Consider the following 25,464-nt stretch of genomic DNA (forward strand, 5'->3'; position numbering starts at 1 on the left):
CCGCCGTGCTTGAGCTAACAGAGCCACAATTATCGCACATGATGGGCCAGTATCTCTGGCCACTCATTCGTATTGCCGCCTTTATTATGGCGGTGCCTATCTACGGCTCTCAAACTCTGCCTGCGCGCTTTCGCCTAGCCATATCCGCACCCCTAGCGGTGGTTATTCAACCCATGTTGCCGCCGCTACCCGGTATCGAAATGGTGAGTATCGCGGGCTTTATTACCACGATAAAAGAAGTCGTGATCGGCGCAGCCTTGGGTTTTATCTTCCAAATTTTAATGCAGTTGTTTGTGGTTGGTGGGCAAATCATTGCCATGAACATGGGGCTAGGTTTTGCCTCCATGAACGACCCAGCAAACGGGATTGCGGTAACGGTGCTGTCGCAATTCTTCGTCACCATTGCGGTTTTGCTGTTTTTGGCCATGAATGGCCACCTGGTGTTATTGGAATTAATCGCCCGTAGCTTTCAAGTTTGGCCCATTGGGCAAGCGGCTGTGGCGGGCGACTTTTGGCGAGAACTGGCGGGCCTAGGCAGTTGGATGTTTGCCGGAGCCCTGGTGATGGCACTGCCCATTGTTACCGCCATCCTGGTGGTTAATATGGCGTTTGGTGTGATGAGCCGCTCCGCGCCGCAAATGAATATTTTTGCCGTGGGCTTTCCGGTTACCTTGGTCTTCGGCATGTTTATTATTTGGTTTGGTTTAACCAACTTTATGCCGCAGTTCGAATTGCGCAGCAACCAAATCATTCAATTCGTGGAAAACCTGCTGGGGATTTAACGCATGGCAGATGATTCCAACGAAGAGAAAACAGAAGAACCCACGGCCAAACGGCTTGAGAAAGCCCGTGAAGAAGGCCAGGTTCCCAGGTCGAAGGAGCTAACGACAACCGCCGTTCTTTTGGGTGCCACGGTTAGCCTGTATACACTTGGTGGCTCCTTAACCAAGGGCTTTACCGGAATATTTGCCGATAGTTTCACCTTCGATCGGCAAGCAGCCTTTGACCCCAATATCATGATCTCTCGGCTCACCAGCAGTATGTTTGATGGGCTCTGGTTATTAGTCCCGTTCTTTATCGTCTTGCTAATCGTTGCCATTGCCGGTCCTATTGCCCTGGGTGGGTGGCTAATGAGTGCCAAATCCTTGGCGCCTAAAATGGACCGCTTAAACCCATTGTCCGGGTTGAAGCGTATGTTCTCAATGAAATCCTTGGTGGAGTTGGTCAAGGCTATTGCCAAGGTTTCCGTCATTATGCTGGTGGCGGTACTTCTGCTTAAGGTCCAGCAAGGTCATATCGTGCATCTATCAGATTCCAGTACTCGCCAAGCGTTGGTCGATGCCGTAACCATTATTGCCACCGCCGCTATTATATTGTCCGCGGCGACCATAGTAATTGCTCTGGCCGATGTGCCCTTTCAGATTTGGGATACGACGCGGCAGTTAAAGATGTCGCGCCAAGAAATCAAAGATGAAATGAAGGATTCTGAAGGTAAGCCAGAGGTAAAAGGGCGCATACGTCAGCTGCAACGGGAAATGGCAAACAACAGAATGATGGCATCCGTGCCGGAGGCCGATGTTATTATCACCAACCCCACGCATTTTTCGGTGGCGCTAAAATACGACCCCAATACTATGGCCACGCCTCAGGTGCTTGCCAAGGGTATAGATCATGTGGCAATAAAAATTCGTGAAATTGCCAACGCTCACGAGATTGAAATCGTGGAATCCCCGGTATTGGCTCGGGCAATCTATTACACCACTGACGTTGATGGTGAAATTCCATCTGGGCTTTATTTGGCCGTGGCTCAAGTATTGGCTTATATCTTCCAGCTGCGGCAGTACCGTCCCGGTCAAGGGGCTCAGCGCCCAAGGCTGCCTAAGCGCCTTCCTATTCCTGACGATTACGTATTCGATCAATCAGGCAAGTAAGCCAACCCTAACGTTTGTATTGATTTAAAAAACATCGCCCTGTGCGATTTATAATCTGTTTTGCGCTGACCAAAAGTGGGTATGGTATTTGCGATACCCCTTAGTAATAAGCCGAGACCGTCAATACTTTGGACAACCCGGCGAATTCTCCCGAGCGGTTAGAGGATCGTCGTAAGTTCGACAGCCGCCGGTTTACCATCAGGAAGGGTAGAGCGGATTTAATGCAGTTTCCCAGTATCGGCCAGTTTTCCCAGCTTAAAGATCGGTCTTTGGATCGCCAGCAAATAGTCGGCGGCGCAAAAACACTCATCAATGGCAACCTGAGTATTCCCATACTCCTGTTAATGCTGCTTGGTATGATGACGCTGCCATTGCCGGCGTTTCTACTGGACGTGTTCTTTTCTTTTAATATTGCGCTATCCATCGTCGTTTTGTTGGTGGGCATCTACAGCTTAAGGCCGCTGGACTTTGCGGTCTTCCCTACGATTCTGTTGGTTTCTACGCTATTAAGGCTGGCATTAAATGTGGCCTCTACCCGTATCGTTCTGCTGGAAGGCCACGCCGGTGGTGACGCTGCCGGTAAGGTAATTCAGTCATTTGGTGAGGTGGTCATTGGCGGTAACTACGCAGTTGGTTTGGTCGTGTTTATCATCTTAATGATTATCAACTTTGTGGTAGTTACCAAAGGTGCTGGTCGAATTTCTGAGGTTAGTGCTCGCTTTACTTTGGATGCTATGCCCGGTAAGCAGATGGCCATTGATGCAGATTTGAATGCCGGTTTAATTGATCAGGAAGACGCGCGTACTCGCCGGGAAGAAGTTTCCAACGAGGCGGACTTCTATGGTGCCATGGATGGTGCCAGCAAGTTTGTGCGCGGAGATGCCGTTGCTGGCATTCTAATTCTGCTGATAAACGTTATTGGCGGTTTGGCCATAGGTATGGCGCAACACGATTTAGCCTTCTCCGACGCCATCGAGCGTTACATTCTGCTCACTATTGGTGACGGACTGGTTGCTCAAATTCCTTCATTGCTGCTGTCTACGGCGGCCGCCATTATGGTAACCCGAGTTAACAGCTCGGTGGATGTCCGTTCGCAAGTCGTTAATCAAATGTTTGATTCTCCCAAAGCCTTGGGTGTGTCTGCGGGCATTTTATTTTTAATGGGTTCCATTCCGGGAATGCCACACGTCGCCTTTATCGGTTTGGCTATAGTCTGTGGTGGATTGGCTTGGATGATACACCGCAAAAAAAATATGCCCGAAGTAATCTCTGAAAATGACGAGCCCATGGGGCGTATGGGAGGCGGCAGGGCAGTTCCCACTGCACTGCCAGGCTCCGGTGGCGGTGGCGATATTATTGAAGCTAAACCCGAAAATGTTGAGCTGAGTTGGGAAGACGTACAGCCAGTGGACATGATTGGGTTGGAAGTTGGTTATCGTTTAATCCCGCTGGTAAACAAACCTCAAGGCGGCGAGCTACTGGGCAGAATTAAAGGCATTCGCAAAAAGCTGTCCCAGGATAAAGGCTTCCTAATCCCCAGTGTGCATATCAGAGATAACTTAGACCTAGCGCCGGCGGCCTATCGTATTTTACTGATGGGGGTGAGCATTGGCGAAGGTGAGGTTTATCCAGATCGGGATTTGGCCATTAACCCCGGCCAGGTGCTTGGTGATATTGACGGTATTGCCGGGCAAGACCCAGCGTTTGGCTTGCCTGCGGTTTGGATAGAGCACAACCGCAAAGATCAGGCGCAGTCGCTCGGTTATACCGTGGTGGACACTTCCACCGTAGTGGCCACCCACCTTAATCAATTATTGCAAAAACACATCTACGAGTTAATTGGTCACGAAGAAATTCAGAAGCTGTTGGATCAGCTAGCCAAGTCGTCACCGAAATTGGTTTCTGAGTTAGTGCCAGATAAATTATCACTCAATGCAGTGTTAAAAGTTTGTCAGAATTTATTGAAAGAGCAGGTTTCATTACGTGATTTCCGATCGGTATGTGAATCCCTATTAGAGGCCGCTGAAATAACCACGGATACTGAGCAATTAACCGCACAGGCCCGCGTGGCGCTGGCTCGGCAAATTGTCTACACCATCGCTAGGGGGGACGAACCGCTACCGGTATTAACTCTTCAGCCGAACCTGGAACAGTTATTGCTGAAAGCACATCAACAGGCACAAAAATCTGGCGCTGATGAAACCGGGTTTTTAGAGCCGGGTTTAATTGATGTAATGCAAAACTCTATTCGCGAACAAGTACAGCGACAAGAAGTTGCCAATAAGCCTGCCGTGTTACTGGTGTCTGGCAATATTCGTCGCTTAATTGTCAAAATCGTTCGTGCCATGGGATTGGACGCAACTGTATTGGCCTACGCGGAAATCCCTGAAAGTAAATCCATTAACGTGGATGGCGCAATTTCTGGCAGTCGGGCCTAGGGCGAATCAGGAAGATTAAAATTTATTTTTCGGAGCTTAATTTATGCAAGTGAAACGCTATAAAGCCGCAGATATGCGTCGTGCACTGGAACTCGTACGATCCGACCTAGGTGAAGACGCTGTTATATTATCCAGTAATAATGGAAGAAAGGGCGTCGAGATTTTGGCGACAGCGGACGACTGCCAGCAGCTACTTGATAGTGCCAACAGCCCAGAGCCCACTGCCGAAGAAAAAATTAATGTGTTCGCCAAATACGAATCCGCCGCTGAGCAAGAAGGCTTGGCAATGTTGGACGACTTGTCGTCGACGGCCAATCGATCGTCCGTCAGTGATGAGCAGCAACGCGAATTGGTAAAGGCTGCCAGTGCCGATAAGTCTTATTTGGCGGAGCAATTGGAAAAGCTCGCCGCACAGGTCTCTTTTCCCAACAAAACCGGTGGTATTTCACGCAAGCCACACGTGGTTAAGGCTGAGCGTTCACGCAGCTTGTCGCGTAACGGTTTTAACGGCCGTAGCTCCAATAAACTGATGACAGAATCGGCGAAGGCTTCCGCTACCGCTAGTATCGAAGTCGTGGAAGATTCTGATTTTAGTCAGTCCTTCCGAGTGGCAAGCCAGCAAGCCACGCGTTCCTACGGCGAAATGGCCGGTGATGACTATTTTGTGGAAGACGAGTATTCAGCCATCGAATCTCCGGTACGTTCGAAAACTCGAGATCAAATTCGAGCTGAATTGGAAGCCGAGCGGGCCGAGGCCGCACTCGCCAAAGAACAGCGCGCTAAAGCAGAACAAGCTAAAGTTGAACAAGCAAAGGCGGAACACATCAAGGCCCAGCTTGCAGCCGAGAAAGCCTTGGAAGAGCAGATTAGGAAAGATCTGGAGAGGGAAGAGCAGGCGAGGGTAGAACAAGCCAGAGCAGAGCAAGCTCAATTGGAGCAGGCTCGGCTAAACCAGGGTAATCCACCTCACGCTTTAGTTGACGCGCCAAATCAGCCTGTAGCACAACCCGCAGCGGACGAATTAACCTCAGCGGCTCAAGCAGCTATGGCCATAGTTGAGCCCGTCCCTGCAGTTGCAACGGTGAGCCCTGTAAAACAGGACGATCGCTCACAGGCGCAAATCGACATGCTTAAATCAGAATTGAGCGACATGCGCGAGCTGTTGGAGCTGCAACTTACCCAAACTCGCTTCGCTAATCTTAAAGGCATGCAATTAGCTTGTGACCGTAAGTTAGAGCAAATGGGCTTTGGTCTGCATTTTCGATCTGAATTTCACAACCAATGTGATTTAAGCCGAGTTCGCAAGCAGGACAGAGCTTGGAAGAGAACCATGGATTATGTCATCGAACGGGTTAAAACCGTGGGCTGTGATCTGGCCAGTAGCGGCGGGCAGATAGCCTTTGTTGGCCCAACCGGTGCGGGTAAAACCACAACCATCGCCAAGTTGGCGACGCGCTATGTGCTTAACAACGGCCGCGAGTCTATTGCTTTGGTAACCGTGGACAACGAGCGTCTTGGATCCCAGAGCCAATTGAAATCCCTGGCTAAGATACTGCAAATACCTCTGCGTTCTGTAGCCTGTGCGGATGACTTACCTGAAACACTGGCAAGCCTAGATTATTGCCGGCTGGTATTAATTGATACGCCTGGGGTTAGTGCTGCTGGGATCAATAGCGACCCGTTTATTCAGCGTCTATTTGACATGCCACAAGTCACTAAGCTAGCGGTGTTGGCTTGTAACGCCCAGCAACGCTTTCAAAAAAGTCTGTTGGACGCCCTAGCGGGCAAGCACGTTAGAGCCGCGGTGCTCACCAAAATGGATGAAACAGACTGCTTAGCAGAAACCTTGGATGTTGTGCTAACCGCGAAGATGCCGGTGGCCTACACCACCGATGGTCAGCGCATTCCTAACGATATTGACATCGCGGAAGCTCAGCCATTGGTAACCATGGCCGAAGCCATTGTTGCTAAGCCCGAGGTTGAATCCAACGCAAGTTCCGATGCAGGAACACTGCAAAAACAATCGGCGTAAAACATCGCTGTTGATGTCTTGCGCTACACTCAAGCATGGCCGGCAAGGCCCTTGCTTGGGTCTTGGTAAGATGGCGTTTTCGCCATTATTGATGGAGTTTTTATGAGTCTATCCAGACCCGTACAAGTAATTGCTGTAACCGGCGGAAAGGGCGGCGTTGGTAAAACCAATTTGTCGGTCAACGTTAGCATGGCCTTAGCCGAGATGCAGCGCAGAGTGGTGTTGTTAGATGCCGACTTGGGCCTTGCCAACGTGGATGTGTTATTGGGCGTCAAGTCGCCCCATAATTTATCAGACGTGCTTAATGGAGTGTGTGACTTACGCGATGTGCTGATTGATGCGCCTGGTGGCATCAAGGTCGTCCCGGCCTCGTCCGGTGTGCAACATATGACCCAGCTCAACGCGCAGCAACACGCTGCGTTGATTAATGCGTTTAGCGATCTAGACCAGCAGCTCGATGTTTTGGTAATTGATACGGCTGCGGGCATATCCGATACGGTGGTGAGTTTTGTTACCGCCTCCCACGAGGTTGTGGTGGTGGTGTGCGATGAGCCGTCTTCTATTACCGATGCCTACGCCTTAATCAAGCTGGTCAGTACCGAGTATCACCAAACTCGTTTTCGAGTGGTAGCGAATATGACGCGCACACTTAACGAGGGGCAGAACCTGTTCAACAAACTGCAACTAGTTTGCGATCGTTTTCTGGATGTGACTTTGCAGTACATCGGTCATATACCTTTTGACGAAAATGTCCGCAAAGCCGTACAAAAACAAACGCCATTATTAACCTATGCGCCACGTTGTCGTGCATCCCAAGCGATTCGCGGTATTGCCGAGAAAATGATCGACTGGCCTTTGCCAACTGGTCCTCGGGGTCACCTCGAATTCTTTGTAGAACGGCTTTTACATACGGCGCAGATGAGGCTCTGATTATGGCAGTACTCGACGGATTAGCTATGTACGATCAAGCGCAACCAGCCCCCCAAGTAGATATTGAACAATACGCGCCGTTGGTAAAGAGAATTGCACATCATATGATGATGCGGATGCCGGCCAGCGTGCAAGTGGAAGATTTGATCCAGGCGGGCATGATCGGTTTATTGGAAGCCTCTACTAAATACGATGCATCTAAGGGCGCCAGTTTTGAAACCTACGCAGGCATTCGTATTCGCGGTGCCATCGTTGATGAAATGCGCCGTGGCGACTGGGCGCCCCGGTCTGTGCACCGCAATGCACGGCGGGTGCAAGAGGCTATGTCTCAGGTGGAATCTCGCACCGGGCGTGACGCCACCGACCAGGAAGTCGCCGCAGAGCTGGAAGTGTCGTTGGACGAATACCACAGCATTCTGCAAGACAGTTCCGGTACGCGGTTATTCAGTTACGAAGAAGCCGTCGGCGATGACGACAGCCGTGTAGCCCAGGATACCAGTGTGGCGGCTTGCCAAAACCCCCATCAAGGAATTCAGCGCGAAAGTTTAAAGCAATCGCTTGCCCAGGCGATAAAGTCTTTACCAGAGCGTGAACAATTAGTGCTGGCACTGTACTACGACGAAGAACTGAACCTTAAAGAGATCGGCCAAATATTAGGCGTCAGTGAATCTCGAGTGAGCCAAATCCATAGCCAGGCGGCCTTGCGTTTGCGAGGACGGCTACAGGAATGGGCGCCGGAGAACAGTTAACCCGTTATCTACCCGGAAATGGCAGTTGAGCTGTTTTGATGGCACTAACTGCAGGGGTACTAGTTTGGTGTTTGTGGCTAACTTAAAGAAAGGCCCAACCGTAAGATGACCAGTTGGCACTTTGCTCATTATTGCTAATGAATGATAAAAAGCGTTCAAATCATGCCGTTTAAGAGCGGACTCTTACAATTTATCCTAAGTCGTAAAAGTCCTTGTCCTAAAAACTGGATACCGCTCAATCACCTACTAGACTAATAAAATGATCAGTTCCCCTACCAGGGCCTATGGAGGTTACATTGGATAAAAATATGAAAATCCTCATCGTTGATGACTTTTCAACTATGAGGCGGATCATTAAAAACCTGTTGCGCGATCTGGGTTTTACCAATACCCAGGAGGCCGATGATGGACAAACGGCATTGCCCATGCTGAAAAACGGTGACTTCGACTTTTTAGTTACCGATTGGAATATGCCTGGTATGACCGGAATCGAGTTACTGCGACAGGTACGTGCCGACGAAAGGCTAAATGCGTTACCGGTATTGATGGTCACGGCTGAAGCGAAACGCGAACAAATCGTAGAGGCGGCACAGTGTGGCGTTAACGGTTACGTAGTTAAACCTTTCACCGCCCAAGCGCTAAAAGAAAAAATCGAGAAAATCTTTGAGCGTGTGAGCTAAGTTGGAGTAGACACCTACTATGGATTCACATCCTGTTGATCCCGGCACGGACGAGGTTATTGCCGAACTTCGTGCCTGTGCCAGTACCTTGGTTGAAAAACTCAATAACGATGAGTATTTACAAGCCAGCGAAGTTATCTCCAAACTCAACCACTCCCGTGACAACCTAGTTTTTAACAGCGTTGGGCGGTTAACGCGTGCCCTGCACAGCGCGATTGTCAATTTTAATGTAGACGGCCAGTCCGAGGCCAAGGCGCCCAGCGATCGCTCTCAAATGACCGATGCCAGTGACAGGTTGCACTACGTTTTAGAGTTAACACAAACTGCCGCTGATAAAACCATGGATAAAGTTGAGGCGTCGGCGCCGATCGCCGATGCCTTGAGTAGCGAATCTCAGGCCTTGCGCCAGGAGTGGAGCCGGATTAAGCGCCGGGAAATGGACGCTGAAGAATTCAGCGCTTTGTACTATCGCATGGATCAATTTTTGGAAAAAATTGAAGGTGGCGCTGAACAACTGAACAGAAACCTGCAAGAAATTATTCTAGAGCAGGGTTATCAGGACCTAACTGGCCAAGTACTGAAAAAGGTCATTGGTTTGGTTTCGGATGTGGAAACTGAGCTGGTCAATCTGGTTCGAATCGCGGGCCACGTAGAAGATATTGCAGGTTTTGATTCAACCGCCGATATCAATGAGAACAAGAACGAAACATCAGACTCTAGCGGAGAAGGCCCTCAGATACACGCCGACAAACGTGACGATGTCGTTAAAAACCAAGATGAAGTAGACGATCTGCTCTCAAGCTTGGGTTTTTGATGCCGATGTTTAAAGAACTAAACAAACGGTAATAGGTTAGAGGAACATTGAATGTTCGGTGATGACGAAGAGATACTGCAGGACTTCCTAGTCGAGGCAGGCGAAATTCTCGAATTACTTTCCGAGCAGCTGGTGGAGTTGGAGCAGCGTCCTGACGACAAAGATTTGCTGAATGCAATCTTCCGTGGCTTTCACACGGTAAAGGGTGGTGCGGGATTCTTACAGCTTAATGCCATGGTGGACTGCTGCCATGTAACGGAAAACTTGTTCGATATTCTTCGTAACGGCCAGCGCGATGTGACGCCGGAATTAATGGACGTGGTGTTGCAGTCATTGGACACCGTCAACAGTCAATTCCAAGAGATTCAATCCCGCCAGGAGCCAACGCCTGCAGACCCGGCGATTATTAAACTACTCGAGCGTCTAGTTGCCGGTGAAGATATCTCCGCCGATGGTGAGCCTGCTGAAGCGAGCGCGGTAGAGCCTGCAGCTGAAATAGTAGTTACACCTGCTGCTGACACTAGCGATGCCGATTTTGAAAACCTTTTGGACAACATCGAAAGCGAACCTGCGTCTGCAGTAGAGCCGCCAGTAACTCAAAGCGCACCAGGCAGTGCCGGCGGCGACATCAGCGAAGATGAGTTCGAGGATTTACTCGATCAGATACACGGTAAGGGCAAAGGCCCAGGGGCAACCGCGCCTGCTACAAGTGACGAGACCGGTGCGATTCCCGAACCAGAAGCTGCTCCGGCTACTCCGGCGGCCGCTGGCGATGATGTTATTACTGAAGACGAGTTTGAAGCCCTTTTAGATCAGCTGCATGGTGAGGGCCAAGCGCCCGGAGCCGGTGACACGCCCGCGCCCGCAGCCAACGCTGAACCAGCAGCTGCTGCGCCCAGCAGTGATAATATTTCCGACGACGAGTTCGAGGCTCTACTCGATCAATTACACGGTAAAGGTAAGGGGCCGACTGCTGGAGCGCCAGCCGCCAGCACGCCACCTCCCGCTGCGCAGCAAACCTCATCTGTACCGCCGGTGGAGCCAGCTCCTACTACACCAACGCCACCGCCAGCGGCGGTACCGCCGGCCAAACCTGCGGCTAGTTCTTCTCCCGCTGCAAAACCGGCCCCAGGCAAACCCGAATTAAAGGCAGTGTCCGGTGGCGCCAAGCCCGCCGCGCCTGCAGTGAAAGCGCCCACGCCGCCCGGCAAAGACAGCGGCGCAGCCGCGGCCGAAGCGACGGTTCGCGTTGATACTCAACGCCTAGACGACATCATGAATATGGTTGGCGAACTCGTATTGGTTCGCAATCGGTTGGTTCGCCTGGGCGATGAACGCAGTGACGAGACTCTGTCCAAAGCCGTGTCTAACCTGGATGTGGTCACAGCCGATTTACAATCCGCTGTAATGAAAACGCGGATGCAACCGATCAAGAAAGTGTTTGGTCGTTTTCCACGCGTGGTGCGAGATCTGGCGCGTAATCTAAAGAAAGAAATCGCGCTGGAGCTTGTGGGCGAAGAAACCGATTTGGATAAAAACCTAGTGGAAGCACTGGCCGATCCATTGGTTCACTTGGTGCGCAACTCCGTGGACCATGGTATCGAGTTACCGGAAATACGCGAGCAAAACAACAAGCCGCGCATGGGTAAAGTGATCCTCTCTGCGCAGCAAGAGGGCGATCATATTCTGCTATCCATAACGGATGATGGCGGTGGTATGGATGCCAACAAGCTGCGTGGTATCGCGGTGGAAAAAGGCGTTTGCGATGAAGATGCAGCAGCCAGACTATCGGACCAAGAAGCCTTTGCCTTAATTTTTGCGCCGGGCTTCTCAACCAAGAAAGAAATCTCCGACGTCTCTGGCCGAGGCGTGGGTATGGATGTGGTTAAAACCAAAATCACCCAGCTCAATGGCACCATAGAGATCCATTCGCAAATGGGCGAAGGCACTCGCTTCGATATCAAAGTGCCGTTGACGTTGGCCATTATGCCAACGCTGATGATCATGCTGGAAGACCAAACCTTCGCTTTACCGCTGGTCAATGTGGACGAAATTTTCCACATGGATTTGACCAAAACCAACGTGGTAGATGGCCAGGAATGCATTACTATTCGTGAGAAAGCTATCCCAATCTTCCATTTGAAACATTGGTTAGTGCCATCATGCCCTTATAGCGAGCCGAAGGAAGGCCACGTTGTGATTGTATCAGTGGGCACTCAACGCGTCGGCTTTGTGGTGGACCAACTGATTGGCCAAGAAGAGGTGGTGATTAAGCCGCTTGGTAAAATGCTTCATGGAACCCCAGGAATGGCCGGCGCGACCATAACCGGTGACGGCACCATTGCTCTGATTTTGGATGTGCCGTCGATGTTAAAACGTTACGTAGGCAACGCCGCGTAGCTAACGTTATGTCCGTCAGCGAAGAGATACGTTTAGGGTTTTACGTCGATGCCTATTAATGTATTGGTGGTAGATGACAGCAGCTTTTTTCGCCGTCGCTTAGCCGAAATAATTAATGAACATCCCCACCTAAAGGTGTGCGGCGTAGCCACCAATGGCCGTGAGGCCATCGAGTTGGCCGCAGCCAAAAAGCCAGATGTAATCACCATGGATTACGAAATGCCGTTTATGGATGGGTTAACGGCCGTACGTGAGATAATGGCCACCAACCCAAGGCCCATACTCATGCTTTCGTCTTTAACCTACGATGGTGCTCGGGTTACGCTGGATGCACTGGACGTGGGGGCGGTTGATTTTTTGCCCAAAAATTTCGCTGATGTGTCTCGTCAGTCCGCCAGTTTAAAGGCGAAGTTACACGAGAAAATACTGGCGGTTGCTAAACCTGAAAAAACCGTAAAAGCCTCGCTTCCGGTTCAGAAAAATCAAGCTCTTAAAAGCTTCGAAAACACAACAAAAAAGCCATCTGCATCGGTTCAGCCAATAAGACGGGTTGAAACGCTGTTGGGGCGAAAAAAAATTCTGGGTATCGGTGCTTCAACCGGTGGCCCAGTCGCACTGCTGGAGGTGCTACGGCATCTACCAGCAAATTTTCCGGTACCCATATTACTCATACAACATATGCCGGAAAGCTTCACTCGCGCATTTGCCGAGCGATTAGACAGTCAATGCAACATTCGCGTACATCTCGCTGAGGACGGTATGTCTTTAGCGCCTGGTAGCGCATACCTCGCGCCTGGCGGCCAACAAATGTTAGTGGACGCCAAGGATCGATCGAGGCTAAGAATTATGCCAGGGGATGACCGATTAAATTATAAGCCTTCGGTGGATATTACTTTTGCATCCGCGGCAAACAATTACCAATCGGCGTTTTTAGCGATGGTATTGACTGGAATGGGTAGTGATGGCTGTCAAGGTTGTCGCGTCGTTAAAGAGCAGGGCGGTCTGGTATGGTCTCAAGATCAAGACAGCAGTGTGATTTACGGCATGCCCATGGCTGTTGCAAAGGCAAACTTGTCGGATCGAGTCTTGAATCTTAACGATATCTGCAAGACTCTCAAAACTGCGTTTAGTTGTTAAGCGCAGATCCTTCACGTTATATCCCCTCCGAAGTCGTTCTTTCACCCGTTGGTAGGTAAGGATGGATAAGCTCAGTTTTTTGGGTGTGATAATAGGATTTGCAGCGCTGCTGGGGGGTAATTTCCTGGAAGGCGGCAGCTGGCAATCCTTGGTTAATGGACCAGCAGCTTTAGTAGTGGTTGGTGGCACCTTGGGGGCGGCTATTTTACAAACGCCCATGGAAAATCTCCAACGCGCCTGGGATATTCTGCGCTGGGTTATTCACCCCCCAGTCTACCACTATGAGGCGGGCATCAATAAAATTGTTCAGTGGGCCGACGCTGCCCGTCGCGAGGGCTTACTGGGCTTGGAAGATATTGCCGAGCGCGAACCCGACGAATTCTCGCAAAAGGGTTTACTCCTGCTTATCGATGGTGCCGACGCCGAAGACATTCGTCGTGTGATGGAAAACGATGTCATTCAAAAAGAACAGTGGGATCTGCAGGCCGCTCAGTTCTATGAAAGCATGGGTGGCTATGCACCCACCGTGGGCATCATTGGTGCTGTTATGGGGCTAATCCATGTGATGCAAAACTTGGCGGACCCTGCGCAATTGGGCCCGGGCATTGCTATCGCTTTTGTAGCTACCATTTATGGCGTTGCCTTGGCCAATTTATTGTTATTGCCCGTCGCCAATAAGCTTAAAATCTGCGTTGGCCAGGAATCCCGTTTCAAAGAGCTTATTATCGATGGCATCATTGGTATCGCCGAGGGCGAGAACCCCAAGATCATTCAAATAAAGCTCAACGGCTACCTAACGGACTAGGCCATGATTCATTCCAGACGTGCGCCGCAAATTAGCGTTAACCACGAGCGGTGGTTGGTTTCCTACGCTGACTTTATAACCCTGCTGTTTGCCTTTTTCGTGGTGATGTATTCTGTATCCCAAGTCAACGAAGCAAAATTCCGAGTGCTGTCGGATACCTTAGTGGACGTATTTCATGAACCTAAAAAAACGTTGGAGCCCATTCAGGTGGGTGAGCAATCGCTGGCGGTGACTACCACACCCATCGCCGGCCAGGAGATTCAAAGTGAGCAATCTCTGGAGGGAGAGGGCGACGGCAGCGGGGCTTTTAGCCAGGAGTCCGACCTTCCTAGCGCTAACAGCGAAGTGGCCAGCGGTGCCATACCGGATTCTGGCGCCGATGAAAATTTTAACGACATTGAGCAAGCCTTAGAGAATCGGTTTGCCAATTTGTTATCTGAAAAAATAATGACACTGCATGAAACGGAATTTTGGTTGGATATTGACCTCAACGCCAACACGCTATTTGGCCCGGCCAGTGCAGAGCCCAGCTTTGCCGCAGAAACCATTTTCGATCAATTGGCCGCAGTGCTAAAGCCCTATCACAACGCTATAGAAGTCAGTGGTTATACCGATAATATCCCCATTGATACACCGGCTTATCCCAGCAATTGGGAGTTGTCGTCAGCCCGAGCTTCTGTGGTGGTTCAAATTATGGCCCAGGGCGGTGTTGCGCCCAGGAGAATGGCGGCCATCGGTTACGGTGAATTCAAGCCAGTGGCAAATAACACAACCGCGCAAGGACGGGCAAAAAACCGCCGGGTTGTCGTTCGAATTGCCAAAGAGCGTTATCAGCAAATGCTGGAGCAAGATCGTGCCTACCGTTTCTTCCAGCAGCAGAAAACTGAAATTCTTACCAACGATGCTCTCTCTGCTACAGAGAAAAATGCTCAACTGATTGCATTAGGAGCGGCACCGGTTAAGCCCAGTATCCGCCAGGCGTTTTCCGAGGCACAAGCCATTACTAATCCTCAGAAAACTCCTGCTGCGACCAATTCTGGCGAGCCTATTGAGCCTGTGCGATTAAAAGACGGCAATATATTATTTACCAGCGACCCGGACTTAAACAGAATTCGAACACCTGAGTAGATCCGTTGGCCAGGAATTAAAAATTTGCACGGTTTTTGCCTTAGTAACGGCAAGCACGGCGACAGTTTTAAAATTGACGCAGTAATCGATAAAGCCGAGGTCAATATGTTAGTTTGGACGGTAGCGAACCAAAAAGGTGGTGTTGGTAAAACCACCACAGCAGTCAGTCTTTCCGGTCTTGCCGCCGAGAAAGGCAAGCGCGTCCTCATGGTGGATTTGGATCCACACGGCTCGTTAACCAGCTACTTTGGCGAGAACGCAGACACCTGTACAGAGTCCACGTACACCTTATTTGAAAAAAGCAAAATACTCACACCCTCAGCGGTTGGCAATGTTATCCATCGTACGAAATACGAAAACATGGATTTCATTCCCGCGTCCACCGCACTGGCAACACTGGAGCGTCAAGCAATTGGCAAGGATGGTCTGGGATTGGTGGTTGCAAAAACAGCGGAATTAATCAGCGATCGTTACGATCTTATGGTGATCGACAGCCCGCCGCTGTTGGGCGTGTTAATGATCAACGCCTTGGCCGCCTGCGAACAACTTATTATTCCTGTGCAAACTGAGTTTCTTGCCATTAAAGGCTTAGAGCGCATGGTACACACTTTAAATATGTTGGGGCGCTCACGTAAAAAGGCCCTACCTTATTTGATTGTGCCCACCATGTTTGATCGTCGTACCCAGGCTTCCATGGCAAGCCTACGGCAAATTAAAAATGACTTCAGTGAGCACGCCTGGGCTGGGAAAATACCGGTTGATACTCGCTTACGCGACGCCAGTAAAGCGGGAGTGCCACCACATTTGTACGACCCCCAAGGCCGTGCGGTAACGGCCTACCGTTCTCTGTTGAGGCAATTCCAGCTTAATGAAGTATTACCTTCGGATGTCACTTCATCTTTTGGTGCAGTGGCAGGCGCGTAGTGTTACCAAAAGACAGTGTGAAGAGCGACAATTGGCTGCTTTCCTATATGGATGATCTATTGGGAGAGGCAGGCCATGGCAATGAAGAAGAGCTTAGCAACGCCCAAGAAATGCAGGCATCTGACAGTGAAAAGGCTGCGGTAGAAAAACCACAGCAACAGTCTTTTATTGAAAAACACACCGCGCAAGAAACGAGAAGGACCGTGGTGGAGCCTGAGGCTGATGTCGCAGAAAGTGACAAAACCGACAATATCACCAACGACAATATTGCCACCGGGGATATCATTACGGAAAATACTCAAGGTGAAAGCGATGAAAACGATCTTGCCCAGGCTCACAAAGAAACTTTGACTATGGCTTGCCAGGCCAGCTGGCCTGAGACGGTAGCCAGTAGCTCAGCTACTTTTCCCCTGGATGATATTGGTGAGGAAACTGTCCTATCGCCTAATTCCAGTGATCACGACTCTTTTACACCAGAGTTAGAGCCCTCGCCAGAACCAGATCCAGAACCCGTACCAGAACCCGTACCAGAACCCGCACCAACGCCGCCGCCAGTGATGTCCCAGCGAGAGCAGCAAGCTGCTCGCTCGATAACGCCCATGGAGGAGCTAAATGCCGAGTATTTGGAGTTGCTTGCGCGTAAGCAGCGGGTAGAAAAACTGCTGCGTGACTCTACTTTACAGGCTCAGAGTGCACTTACGGTGGCTGTGCCACAACAACCTGATCTGGTTAAAGAGATTATAGCGCCAGCTCCCGCTCCCGCAGTACCATTGGCGCCGCCCAAGGCTGCACCACCCAAGGTGGCGCTGGCGCCCAAAGTCAAAACGGTCACGCCTAAGATAAAAACTGTCGCGCCAGCTAAGCCAGTGGAGCCAGCCCAAACCGTGACCGGGGTGGCCACGCAAACCGCAGCGGCCGATACAACCACAGGGCTTAACAACCAATGGCAAGATGGCCGACCGGTTTGGGCACAAAACCGGTTTGATGTACTGCTGTTTTCGGTTTCCCAGTTAACTCTAGCTGTACCCCTGGTTGCTCTGGGGCAAATTCAAAAAATCAACGATGACCTAACGCCGTTGTTTGGCCAGGCGGATTGGTTTATGGGGGTTATGCCTTCTAAGCTCGGTAAAATACGGTGTGTCGACACCGCGCTTTTCGTGATGCGCGAACGCTACCAGCCAGAGTTTCGTCAAAATTACCGCTTTGTCATTACCATTGATGGCTTCCCCTGGGGCTTGGCGGTAGATGAAGTCAAACAGCCCATCGCTTTGGAGCCGGCGTCAGTAAATTGGCGCGGCGCTCGATCACAACGCCCCTGGCTGGCCGGAACCATTAGAGAACACATGTGCGCGTTGATAGACGTGCCTATGCTGGGTGAAATACTGGCAAAAGAAGATAAAAACTGCCGCTAAATAATCTCGCCTTCTAGCCGAAGACTATTAAAGGGGAGCTGCTAAGCGCTCTCTATTAGTTTGGCATAAATGGTGCTTTTACTGTTCGTGAACTACAGTGAAAGCAGAAGTTTGTTGAGATTTTGACAGTCGATTTCTGTGGGAATAAAAAATGGCCACCAATACCAGTAAAACCAAAGCCAGTGAAGATCCAATATTGCAGTGGGTAACTTTTCATTTGGCGGGGGAAACATACGGCGTAAATGTAATGCAAGTGCAAGAGGTGCTGCGTTACTCAGAGATAGCGCCGGTACCGGGTGCTCCGCCGTATGTGCTTGGCATTATTAACCTGCGCGGTAATGTAGTCACTGTAATCGACACTCGTAATCGCTTCGGCTTAACGCCCGGAGAGATCACGGACAACACGCGAATCGTGATCATTGAGGCAGACCAACACGTCATTGGCATCTTAGTCGATAGTGTGGCCGAGGTGGTGTACCTGCGTCAGTCTGAGGTCGAAACTGCACCTAACGTGGGTAACGAAGAGAGTGCCAAGTTTATTCAGGGCGTGTGTCATAAAAATGACGAATTATTAATTTTAATTGAGCTTAATAAACTGCTTACTGAACGTGAGTGGGCTGAGCTCGAAGACGTTTAACTTTTGGAGGCCGTCGTGGACATTTCTACCTTATCAATCTATCTAGTGGTTATCGCAGTTGTTGCAGCGTTGGCGTTAATTGGTAATGTGGTGTTGTGGCGGCAATTTGTCCTTCTGGAACAAGAGCTAGAGAAGAACGCATCTTCTATCGAGAAAGAAGGGCAAATCACCTACCTCAGCCACATGAGCACGGATAAGAAGCTGCAGATGTTTGAGCAGCGTTTGCGAGCCCTGGCTGAAGACCCAATGCTGGAGGCGCAAAAAGCACCGGCCGCAGCCCCTGTCAGCTTGACTGTACCACCTGCGCCTGTGCAGCCAGAAGTTCAGACGGAACACATTGAATCAGACGAAGTACAAGCTGTTGAGGCGTTACTGGCCGATGCGGTTTCTGCCGCGCGCACCAATGAACCTGCAAGCTCTTTGAGTAATGCATCCAGCTTGTTTGAGCAGGGCGTGGATTCCGAAGAAGTCGCTCGTCGCTGTGGCTTGACCCGCGCTGAGGCAGAGCTAATGGCACTGGTGCAGAACAAAACCAAAATCGCGAGTTAGTTTTTAATTTCAACCAGAGTGTTCGCCGTTGCGAAAGGCGCGATTCAAAGAGTGCAAACACTGTGGCTTAAACACTCGCTGCGATAAACGCAGTATCTAAGGTTGACCTAAAGTACGCACCGCTACTGGCATTTTCGAAACAGCGGGCAAACGAAAAATAGCTAAAAACGGCCGGCGAGAAAAGAATTTAAAGTTTGTTGTTACTATTGAGCTGTGCGAGGAAACTCGCACAGCTTTTTTTTACTTTTGTATTGCCCATTTTTTTACTGGCGCGCGTTGAAATATTCACCAGAAACATTTTCGCTATCGTCGGCCATTAAATACACATACAGTGGCATATGGTCCTCTGGTGCAGGCACACTGGCGGGATTCTCCGCAGGGTAGGCCGCCGCTCGCATACTGGTGCGGGTGCCGCCTGGGTTAATGCTGTTAATGCGAACTGGAATAGTCCCATCCCATTCCGCTGCCAGTATCTCTGTAAGGTTTTGCAAGGCCGATTTCGACACAGCATAGGCTCCCCAAAAGGCGCGCCCTTGCAGTGCAACACTAGAGCTGGTGGTTATCACGCTGCCGTTGCCGGATTTCTCCAACAATGGCGCCAGCGCCTTGAGCATCATAAACGGCGAATTCAAATTGATCTGCATCACTTGCTGCCAGGAATCCACGCTGTAATTGCTGATCGGCGTTTTCGGCCCTAGGATAGCCGCATTGATCAACAACCCATCAATTCGGCCGTATTCCTGCTCTAGCTTTATGGCCATGTCTTCGTAATCTTTATCCACCGCTCCCTCAAAATTAATGGGGTAGATTGCCGTGTTGTGGTTGCCCAGGGCTTCGATTTCGTCGTACACGTATTCGAGCTTGGCGATAGTGCGGCCAAGCAGTACCACCGTGGCTCCGTACTGGGCGTAGGTGAGTGCTGCCACGCGGCCAATGCCGTCGCCTGCGCCGGTAACGACAATGACTTTGTCTTTAAGGCAGTCCGTTGATGGTTGGTAGTTTTCTGGCAATGTCTTCATGGTGTCTTCGTCGGGTGCTGAATGAGTGGCTGTAGCTCTTGATTAGAACAGGGTGGGTAATAGCTGTTGAAGCTGTTGAGTGGTGTGTACCAAGTGGTCGGCTTGCCAGGCGGTTAGTGGGTCGGGCTCGTCAAAATAACCCCAGGCTACGGCAATGGTCACCATGTTGGCATTGCGGCCGGCGACAATGTCGCGCTCGTGGTCACCGAGGTAAATCGTGCGGCAAGGTTCTGCTTGGAGTTGTTGGCAAGCAAGCAGCAGGGCCTCTGGTGCTGGTTTTGGTTCGCGCACGTGGTCTGGGCAGACTAAACTCGCCGGTGTGATGTTCAGCGACGGCATCAATGCTTCGGCAAAACGGGCCGGTTTGTTGGTAACGATGCCCCAGGCAATTCCCTGGGCACTAAAGGTTGCGAGCAGAGAATCAAAACCGGGAAACAATACCGATTTGGACTGCCCAGAATAAACACAGTCGCCATAGCGCTGCAAAAACTCTTGCAGCAGATGGTCGAACTTGGGTTCACCTGGCTGGCCGCCGAAGGCAAGTTTCACCATTTCTCTGGCACCCCCGGACACGGTGTTGCGAATGGTGCTCTCGGGCAGTGGATCTTGCTGGTGATCCACGCGCATGGCATTAAGCACGGCGATAAAATCTGGCGCTGTGTCCACCAAGGTGCCGTCTAAATCGAATAAAACCGCTTCCAGATTCATCAGGCGGGCTTAGTTAAGTGCATTAAATAGTTAACGTCCACGTCGTTGTCGCTGAGCTTATAGTTTTTTAACAGAGGGTTGTAGACCATGCCGGTAACATCATTCACCTGCAGACCAGCTGCACGGGCCATGGCGGCCAGTTCACTGGGGCGGATAAATTTTTGGTAGTTGTGGGTACCCTTAGGCACCATTTTCAGCATGTACTCAGCGCCAACAATCATCATGCCGTATGATTTTGGGTTGCGATTTATGGTGGACAAAAATACCTGGCCGCCGGGTTTGACTAAGTGTGCAAGGGCCGCAATAACGCTTTCTGGTTCTGGCACATGCTCTAGCATTTCTAAGCAGGTAACAACGTCAAACTGGTTGCTGTTTTGCTCGGCGAAATCTTCCACCGAGGACTTTACGTAGTTGATGTCAACTTGGCTCTCAAGGGCGTGTAACTTCGCCACTTCCAAGGCCTGCTCCGCCAAATCAATGCCGGTCACCTTGGCTCCTCGCAGGGCTAAGGCTTCACTCAAAATGCCGCCGCCGCAGCCCACGTCGAGTAACTTCAGCTCGGCCACAGGTTGGATGGCTTCTATATAGTTGCAACGCAAAGGGTTGATGTCGTGCAGCGGTTTGAATTCACTATTGAGATCCCACCACCGATCTGCGCTGGCATCAAACTTGGCTATCTCACTTTGGTCGGCATTGGTCATTGTCGGTTGTTTCCCTAAACATTGTGTTGGCGGCCTTCACCGGGCTCGGCCTGGCTTATTGAGCATCGCCCGCGATGACGTTTAGCCATCGCTGTTGCCTGGCACGTAGCTCATCGGTGGCCAATTTTATCAACTGGCCTGCGGCCAATTGCTGCTCGCCAGCAATCCATACGTCAGTTACTTGCCGGCCGCTGCTGGCGTACACCAGGGCAGAAAGCGGAGAGTATACCGGGGCTTGGCTTAAATGATCGAGTCTAATGGCGGTGATATCCGCTTGCTTGCCTTTTTCCAGGCTGCCGATTAGGCCGTCCAAACCTAGCGCTTTGGCGCCATTGATGGTGGCCATGCGTAGTGCCTGCTGGGCGCTGATGGCAGTGGCCTTGCCGCTAACGGGTTTGGCGAGCAGCGCTGCGAATTGCATTTCACTGATCATATCCAGATTGTTGTTGCTGGCGGCACCGTCGGTGCCTAGGGCTACATTTATGCCTTCTTCTATCAGTTTGTGTACCGGGCAAAAGCCACTGGCAAGCTTCATGTTGGATTTGGGGCAATGCACCACTGAGGGTTGCCATTGGTGGAGAGCTTCAAGGTCAGCGTCGTTGATTTGCGTCATATGAACGCATTGGGTTTTGGGCCCTAGAGCGCCCAGTTGGGCTAATCGAGCCAGCGGTCTGAGGCCGTGCTGCGACTGGCTGTCGATGACCTCCTGGGCGGTTTCATGAACGTGTATGTGCAGCCCGCAGTCCAGTTGCTTTTGGGCGGCGGTTATTTGCTTAAATGTATCATCGCTAACCGTGTAAGGCGCGTGGGGGCCGATGGCAGTACTTAGCAAGGGGTTCGATGCCTGGTTCTCGCTCAACTGCGCAATGGCGCTCAAATACTGCTCTGGGCCAGTTTGCCAGTTGCTGGGGAAATCAAACACCGGCGGTGCTAGGTGCGCCCGCATTCCTACCTCTGTGGCCGCCTGTGCGGTTTGCTCCGGAAAGAAGTACATATCGGCAAAGCAAGTTGTGCCGCTGCGAATCATTTCGGCAATCGCAATCAAACTGCCGTCGTAGACAAACTGGGGTGCGACATGCCGGCCTTCGGTCGGCCAGATGTGCTGCTCTAGCCAGGTTTGCAGGGGCAGGTCATCGGCAAATCCGCGCAGCAACGCCATGGCCGCGTGGCAATGGGCGTTCACTAGGCCTGGGAGTACCAGGTGTTGATCCAAGTTCACCGTATTTTCGCCGGTATAGTTTTGTTCTGCATCCGCTGATGGCAGCAGCTCAATGATGTTGCTGTTTTTGACCACCAGTGCGTGGTTTTCTAGTACTGTGTTTGCATCGTCCACAGTGGCAATCCAGCGGGCATGGATGACCCAATCCACACGGGCATTGGCGGGTGAACTGGCAGGCTTAGATTGATTGGCGTTGGACATTGTTTAGAGGCTCTTGAGGCCGAGCTAGCGGCGGTTTCCAGTGGCGTTTTGCTTAGCTTAAATCGTTGCCCGCCAATTATAGCCAAAGCGCGTTGCAGGAGCATTAAAGCGTGTGCGTATCTTACTGATTTTATGGTACTATTCGCCGCCATTGTGCTGTGATGGCGGGCGTTCAAACGCTGCGTAAGGGCAACTGTTAGCGGTTGTACGTTTAGTGTGCAATTAAACGCTTGCTGAGATCTATTTACTGCTTTTATCTGTGCCTTTGGCCAATTTTGGCCTGTATGTTTACATGAGTTGCGTGAATATCGCTCACTCAGAGAACATAGCCAGGAACTATCATTCAAACCGGAGCTAGGCGACCATTTATGGCCGAGATTGCTAGAGAAGTTTATCCCGTCAATATCGAAGACGAGCTAAAACAGTCGTACCTCGACTACGCCATGAGCGTTATCGTTGGTCGGGCGTTGCCCGATGTGCGCGACGGCCTAAAGCCAGTGCACCGCCGAGTTTTGTTCGCCATGAGTGAACTCAAAAACGATTTCAACAAGCCGTATAAGAAATCTGCGCGGGTTGTCGGTGATGTAATTGGTAAATATCACCCACACGGTGACTCCGCTGTTTACGACACTATTGTGCGCATGGCTCAGCCGTTCTCACTGCGCTACACGCTGGTGGATGGTCAGGGCAATTTCGGTTCCATCGACGGCGATGCCGCGGCTGCCATGCGATACACCGAAATTCGCATGGAAAAAATCGCTCACGAGCTTCTGTCTGACCTCGATAAAGAAACGGTTAACTTTGTTGAAAACTACGACGGCAACGAACTCATACCAGAGGTCTTGCCCACTCGCGTGCCCAATTTGTTGGTCAATGGCGCTTCGGGTATTGCCGTGGGTATGGCCACGAATATTCCTCCGCACAACCTGCGCGAAGTCATCAAAGGCTGCTTGGCCGTGATTGAAGATAGCTCCATCGATATTGATCAATTGATGGAAATTATTCCCGGCCCGGATTTCCCCACAGGCGGCATTATTAACGGCCGTGCCGGTATTGTGCAGGCCTACCGAACCGGTAAAGGTCGCATCTATGTGCGTGCCAAAACCGAAATTGTGCAGGATGAAAAATCCAATCGTGAAACCATCATCGTGCACGAAATTCCCTACCAGTTGAACAAAGCTCGGTTAATTGAGCGTATTGCTGAGCTGGTGAAAGAGAAAAAAATCGAAGGTATCTCAGAGTTGCGTGATGAGTCTGATAAAGACGGCTTGCGTGTGGTGATTGAACTTAAGCGCGGTGAAGTCGGCGAGGTTGTGCTCAACAATTTGTTTGCGCAAACCCAGCTGCAAAGTGTTTTTGGTATCAATACCGTGGCGTTGGTGGATGGTCAGCCAAAACTGTTGAACCTGCGTCAACTGCTGGACTACTTCCTTCTGCACCGCCGTTCTGTGGTTACCCGTCGCACGGTTTACTTATTGCGCAAAGCGCGAGAACGCGGCCACATTCTTGAAGGTCAGGCGATTGCTATCGCCAGCATTGACCCGCTGATTGAGCTGATCAAAAGCTCAGCCACACCGGCCGATGCAAAAGAGGGGTTAATCTCTAAAGGTTGGCCAATTGGTAACGTGGCACAATTCCTTGAGCGTGCCGGAGCCAATGCTTGTCGCCCTGAGGGGTTGGGCAAAGAGTTTGGTGTTGTCAACGGCGAGTACTTCCTGTCGCCGGCCCAGGCCCAGGCTATTTTGGATCTTAGGCTGCACCGATTAACTGGCATGGAGCACGATAAGCTTCTGGCAGAATACGAAGAAAAGCTTAAGCAAATCGCTGAGTACCTTGAAATTCTTGGTGATCCAGAGCGGCTAATGGCTGTTATTAAGGAGGAGTTGGTAGAGATCTTGGAATCCTATGGCGACGAGCGCCGTACCGATATTCAAAGCTCCATGTCCGATCTCAGTATGGAAGATCTCATCACCGAAGAAGATCGTGTGGTGACCATTTCCAACGGTGGCTATGCCAAAACCCAACCTTTAGATGCCTATCAAGCACAACGCCGTGGCGGAATGGGTAAAGCGGCAACGGCGGTGAAAGACGAAGATTTCGTTGAGCACCTGTTGGTTGCTAATACCCATACTACGCTGCTGTTCTTCACCAGTGCTGGCAAGGTCTACTGGCTCAAGGTGTACCAAATTCCTGTGGCTGGTCGCCAATCGAGAGGCCGGCCAATGGTCAACCTGCTCAATCTGGATGAAGGTGAGAGAATCACCTCCATATTGCCGGTTAACGAGTATTCTGAAGACCAATATATCTTTATGGCCACCGCCAACGGTACCGTCAAAAAGACCCCGCTGAGCCAGTTCTCACGCCCGCGAAGCAACGGCTTAATTGCTTTGGCGTTGGATGAAAGCGACCACCTTGTAGGCACAGCTATTACCGACGGCGAATCCGACGTGATGTTGTTCAGCTCGGCTGGTAAGGCCGCACGCTTCAAAGAGACCGATGTGCGGGCCATGGGCCGTACATCTCGTGGCGTGCGCGGTATTCGTTTGCCCGAAGATCACAAAGTGATCGCCATGGTGATTCCTGCGGAAGGTGGAAAAATCCTTACCTGCAGTGAAAACGGCTATGGCAAACGTACCGAAGTTTCGGAATACCCCACTAAAGGTCGTGGTTCCCAGGGCGTTATTGCCATGGCAGTGTCTGAACGTAATGGTTCAGTAACCGGTGCCGTGCAGATTTATGATGGCGATGGCATCATGCTGATCTCTGATCAAGGTACATTGGTGCGTACGCGTGGCGATGAGGTTTCTCTGTCCGGTCGTAACACCCAGGGTGTGCGCCTGATCAAGGTAAAAGAAGGCGAGCACATCGTGGGTGTTCAGCGAGTTGAGGATTCATCGGAAGGAGAGGAGGATGAGCAGTCCTCTGGTGAAGAACCCAGCCCGAACTCCGAAGGCGAGTAAAACCTGGTAAAAAATGATTCAATTTGCGGCTGTATTTTCGCCAACTGGCTCACTGCGTGGTCGGTTGGCGCTACAATGCCGTCGCCCCCA

Annotated in this window: 21 protein-coding genes; 17 read left to right on the forward strand and 4 right to left on the reverse strand. The window is 51.0% G+C overall.

Features of this window, described 5'->3' with window-relative positions:
* The first annotated feature begins 5 nt into the window (after nucleotides 1-5).
* The 16 genes from fliR to ACGHM3_RS09740 all read left to right on the forward strand — a co-directional run bounded on the left by fliR (nucleotide 6) and on the right by ACGHM3_RS09740 (nucleotide 18,566).
* The gene (gene fliR / locus ACGHM3_RS09665; protein ID WP_345418916.1) at nucleotides 6-782 is read left to right on the forward strand and encodes a flagellar biosynthetic protein FliR; all 777 of its coding nucleotides are present in this window, start codon (nucleotides 6-8) and stop codon (nucleotides 780-782) included.
* Nucleotides 783-785: 3 nt separating this feature from the next.
* Nucleotides 786-1,931 (forward strand): flagellar biosynthesis protein FlhB, encoded by a 1,146-nt coding sequence (gene flhB / locus ACGHM3_RS09670; protein ID WP_345418918.1) that lies wholly within the window; start codon nucleotides 786-788, stop codon nucleotides 1,929-1,931.
* Nucleotides 1,932-2,152: 221 nt separating this feature from the next.
* Entirely contained in the window at nucleotides 2,153-4,369 is a 2,217-nt protein-coding gene (gene flhA, locus ACGHM3_RS09675) for a flagellar biosynthesis protein FlhA (RefSeq protein WP_345419148.1), read from the forward strand.
* Between the two features lie 43 nt (nucleotides 4,370-4,412).
* Entirely contained in the window at nucleotides 4,413-6,401 is a 1,989-nt protein-coding gene (locus ACGHM3_RS09680) for a DEAD/DEAH box helicase family protein (protein WP_345418921.1), read from the forward strand.
* 102 nt (nucleotides 6,402-6,503) lie between these two features.
* Nucleotides 6,504-7,331, forward strand: coding sequence for a MinD/ParA family protein (locus ACGHM3_RS09685; RefSeq protein ID WP_345418924.1), 828 nt, complete (start codon nucleotides 6,504-6,506; stop codon nucleotides 7,329-7,331).
* Nucleotides 7,332-7,357: 26 nt separating this feature from the next.
* Nucleotides 7,358-8,080 (forward strand): RNA polymerase sigma factor FliA, encoded by a 723-nt coding sequence (locus tag ACGHM3_RS09690; protein ID WP_390518238.1) that lies wholly within the window; start codon nucleotides 7,358-7,360, stop codon nucleotides 8,078-8,080.
* A 296-nt stretch (nucleotides 8,081-8,376) separates the two neighbouring features.
* Nucleotides 8,377-8,760 carry a chemotaxis response regulator CheY gene (gene cheY / locus ACGHM3_RS09695; RefSeq protein WP_345418930.1) on the forward strand — a complete coding sequence of 128 codons (384 nt, stop codon included), beginning with the start codon at nucleotides 8,377-8,379 and terminating at the stop codon, nucleotides 8,758-8,760.
* Between the two features lie 19 nt (nucleotides 8,761-8,779).
* A complete protein-coding gene (locus tag ACGHM3_RS09700; protein WP_345418932.1) occupies nucleotides 8,780-9,574 on the forward strand; it encodes a protein phosphatase CheZ in 795 nt (264 codons plus the stop codon).
* 51 nt (nucleotides 9,575-9,625) lie between these two features.
* On the forward strand, nucleotides 9,626-11,974 hold the full coding sequence (locus ACGHM3_RS09705) for a chemotaxis protein CheA (RefSeq protein ID WP_345418935.1): 2,349 nt from the start codon (nucleotides 9,626-9,628) through the stop codon (nucleotides 11,972-11,974).
* 48 nt (nucleotides 11,975-12,022) lie between these two features.
* Entirely contained in the window at nucleotides 12,023-13,111 is a 1,089-nt protein-coding gene (locus ACGHM3_RS09710) for a chemotaxis response regulator protein-glutamate methylesterase (RefSeq protein ID WP_345418938.1), read from the forward strand.
* A 61-nt stretch (nucleotides 13,112-13,172) separates the two neighbouring features.
* Complete coding sequence (locus ACGHM3_RS09715) at nucleotides 13,173-13,916, forward strand: flagellar motor protein (protein WP_345418941.1); 744 nt, start codon at nucleotides 13,173-13,175, stop codon at nucleotides 13,914-13,916.
* Nucleotides 13,917-13,919: 3 nt separating this feature from the next.
* Nucleotides 13,920-15,044, forward strand: coding sequence for a flagellar motor protein MotD (gene motD / locus ACGHM3_RS09720; protein ID WP_345418944.1), 1,125 nt, complete (start codon nucleotides 13,920-13,922; stop codon nucleotides 15,042-15,044).
* 24 nt (nucleotides 15,045-15,068) lie between these two features.
* Nucleotides 15,069-15,968, forward strand: coding sequence for a ParA family protein (locus tag ACGHM3_RS09725; RefSeq protein ID WP_345418947.1), 900 nt, complete (start codon nucleotides 15,069-15,071; stop codon nucleotides 15,966-15,968).
* A 17-nt stretch (nucleotides 15,969-15,985) separates the two neighbouring features.
* Nucleotides 15,986-17,380 carry a chemotaxis protein CheW gene (locus ACGHM3_RS09730; protein ID WP_390518023.1) on the forward strand — a complete coding sequence of 465 codons (1,395 nt, stop codon included), beginning with the start codon at nucleotides 15,986-15,988 and terminating at the stop codon, nucleotides 17,378-17,380.
* A 151-nt stretch (nucleotides 17,381-17,531) separates the two neighbouring features.
* Nucleotides 17,532-18,017 carry a chemotaxis protein CheW gene (locus ACGHM3_RS09735; protein ID WP_345418953.1) on the forward strand — a complete coding sequence of 162 codons (486 nt, stop codon included), beginning with the start codon at nucleotides 17,532-17,534 and terminating at the stop codon, nucleotides 18,015-18,017.
* A gap of 15 nt (nucleotides 18,018-18,032) precedes the next feature.
* Nucleotides 18,033-18,566 (forward strand): DUF2802 domain-containing protein, encoded by a 534-nt coding sequence (locus ACGHM3_RS09740; RefSeq protein ID WP_345418956.1) that lies wholly within the window; start codon nucleotides 18,033-18,035, stop codon nucleotides 18,564-18,566.
* A 263-nt stretch (nucleotides 18,567-18,829) separates the two neighbouring features.
* Here the strand turns inward: ACGHM3_RS09740 and ACGHM3_RS09745 are convergent, their stop codons facing one another.
* The 4 genes from ACGHM3_RS09745 to ACGHM3_RS09760 are packed head-to-tail and all read right to left on the reverse strand — an operon-like array spanning nucleotide 18,830 to nucleotide 22,414.
* Nucleotides 18,830-19,585 carry a YciK family oxidoreductase gene (locus ACGHM3_RS09745; RefSeq protein WP_345418958.1) on the reverse strand — a complete coding sequence of 252 codons (756 nt, stop codon included), beginning with the start codon at nucleotides 19,583-19,585 and terminating at the stop codon, nucleotides 18,830-18,832.
* Between the two features lie 42 nt (nucleotides 19,586-19,627).
* Nucleotides 19,628-20,293, reverse strand: coding sequence for an HAD-IA family hydrolase (locus tag ACGHM3_RS09750; RefSeq protein WP_345418961.1), 666 nt, complete (start codon nucleotides 20,291-20,293; stop codon nucleotides 19,628-19,630).
* On the reverse strand, nucleotides 20,293-20,994 hold the full coding sequence (gene ubiG, locus ACGHM3_RS09755; protein WP_345418964.1) for a bifunctional 2-polyprenyl-6-hydroxyphenol methylase/3-demethylubiquinol 3-O-methyltransferase UbiG: 702 nt from the start codon (nucleotides 20,992-20,994) through the stop codon (nucleotides 20,293-20,295). Before ubiG ends, ACGHM3_RS09750 begins: the two co-directional genes overlap by 1 nt.
* 55 nt (nucleotides 20,995-21,049) lie before the next feature.
* Nucleotides 21,050-22,414, reverse strand: coding sequence for a TRZ/ATZ family hydrolase (locus tag ACGHM3_RS09760; protein ID WP_345418967.1), 1,365 nt, complete (start codon nucleotides 22,412-22,414; stop codon nucleotides 21,050-21,052).
* Nucleotides 22,415-22,782: 368 nt separating this feature from the next.
* On the opposite strand from ACGHM3_RS09760, the gene gyrA reads away from it, so the two are divergent.
* On the forward strand, nucleotides 22,783-25,374 hold the full coding sequence (gyrA, locus tag ACGHM3_RS09765; RefSeq protein ID WP_345418970.1) for a DNA gyrase subunit A: 2,592 nt from the start codon (nucleotides 22,783-22,785) through the stop codon (nucleotides 25,372-25,374).
* Nucleotides 25,375-25,464: the final 90 nt, after the last annotated feature.

Origin of the sequence: Halioxenophilus aromaticivorans (genome assembly GCF_042850945.1) — a bacterium.
GTDB classification, from domain to species: domain Bacteria; phylum Pseudomonadota; class Gammaproteobacteria; order Pseudomonadales; family Cellvibrionaceae; genus Halioxenophilus; species Halioxenophilus aromaticivorans.

What these genes read in the sequence shown, in the direction of transcription:
- ACGHM3_RS09705 (WP_345418935.1), top strand. Translation starts at nt 9,626, where the DNA reads ATGTTCGGTGATGACGAAGAGATACTGCAGGACTTCCTAGTCGAGGCA.
- ACGHM3_RS09750 (WP_345418961.1), bottom strand. Translation starts at nt 20,293, where the DNA reads ATGAATCTGGAAGCGGTTTTATTCGATTTAGACGGCACCTTGGTGGAC.
- ACGHM3_RS09680 (WP_345418921.1), top strand. Translation starts at nt 4,413, where the DNA reads ATGCAAGTGAAACGCTATAAAGCCGCAGATATGCGTCGTGCACTGGAA.
- ACGHM3_RS09760 (WP_345418967.1), bottom strand. Translation starts at nt 22,414, where the DNA reads ATGTCCAACGCCAATCAATCTAAGCCTGCCAGTTCACCCGCCAATGCC.
- ACGHM3_RS09685 (WP_345418924.1), top strand. Translation starts at nt 6,504, where the DNA reads ATGAGTCTATCCAGACCCGTACAAGTAATTGCTGTAACCGGCGGAAAG.
- flhB (WP_345418918.1), top strand. Translation starts at nt 786, where the DNA reads ATGGCAGATGATTCCAACGAAGAGAAAACAGAAGAACCCACGGCCAAA.
- ubiG (WP_345418964.1), bottom strand. Translation starts at nt 20,994, where the DNA reads ATGACCAATGCCGACCAAAGTGAGATAGCCAAGTTTGATGCCAGCGCA.
- ACGHM3_RS09745 (WP_345418958.1), bottom strand. Translation starts at nt 19,585, where the DNA reads ATGAAGACATTGCCAGAAAACTACCAACCATCAACGGACTGCCTTAAA.
- ACGHM3_RS09735 (WP_345418953.1), top strand. Translation starts at nt 17,532, where the DNA reads ATGGCCACCAATACCAGTAAAACCAAAGCCAGTGAAGATCCAATATTG.
- ACGHM3_RS09690 (WP_390518238.1), top strand. Translation starts at nt 7,358, where the DNA reads ATGTACGATCAAGCGCAACCAGCCCCCCAAGTAGATATTGAACAATAC.
- ACGHM3_RS09710 (WP_345418938.1), top strand. Translation starts at nt 12,023, where the DNA reads ATGCCTATTAATGTATTGGTGGTAGATGACAGCAGCTTTTTTCGCCGT.
- flhA (WP_345419148.1), top strand. Translation starts at nt 2,153, where the DNA reads ATGCAGTTTCCCAGTATCGGCCAGTTTTCCCAGCTTAAAGATCGGTCT.
- gyrA (WP_345418970.1), top strand. Translation starts at nt 22,783, where the DNA reads ATGGCCGAGATTGCTAGAGAAGTTTATCCCGTCAATATCGAAGACGAG.
- ACGHM3_RS09700 (WP_345418932.1), top strand. Translation starts at nt 8,780, where the DNA reads ATGGATTCACATCCTGTTGATCCCGGCACGGACGAGGTTATTGCCGAA.
- ACGHM3_RS09715 (WP_345418941.1), top strand. Translation starts at nt 13,173, where the DNA reads ATGGATAAGCTCAGTTTTTTGGGTGTGATAATAGGATTTGCAGCGCTG.
- motD (WP_345418944.1), top strand. Translation starts at nt 13,920, where the DNA reads ATGATTCATTCCAGACGTGCGCCGCAAATTAGCGTTAACCACGAGCGG.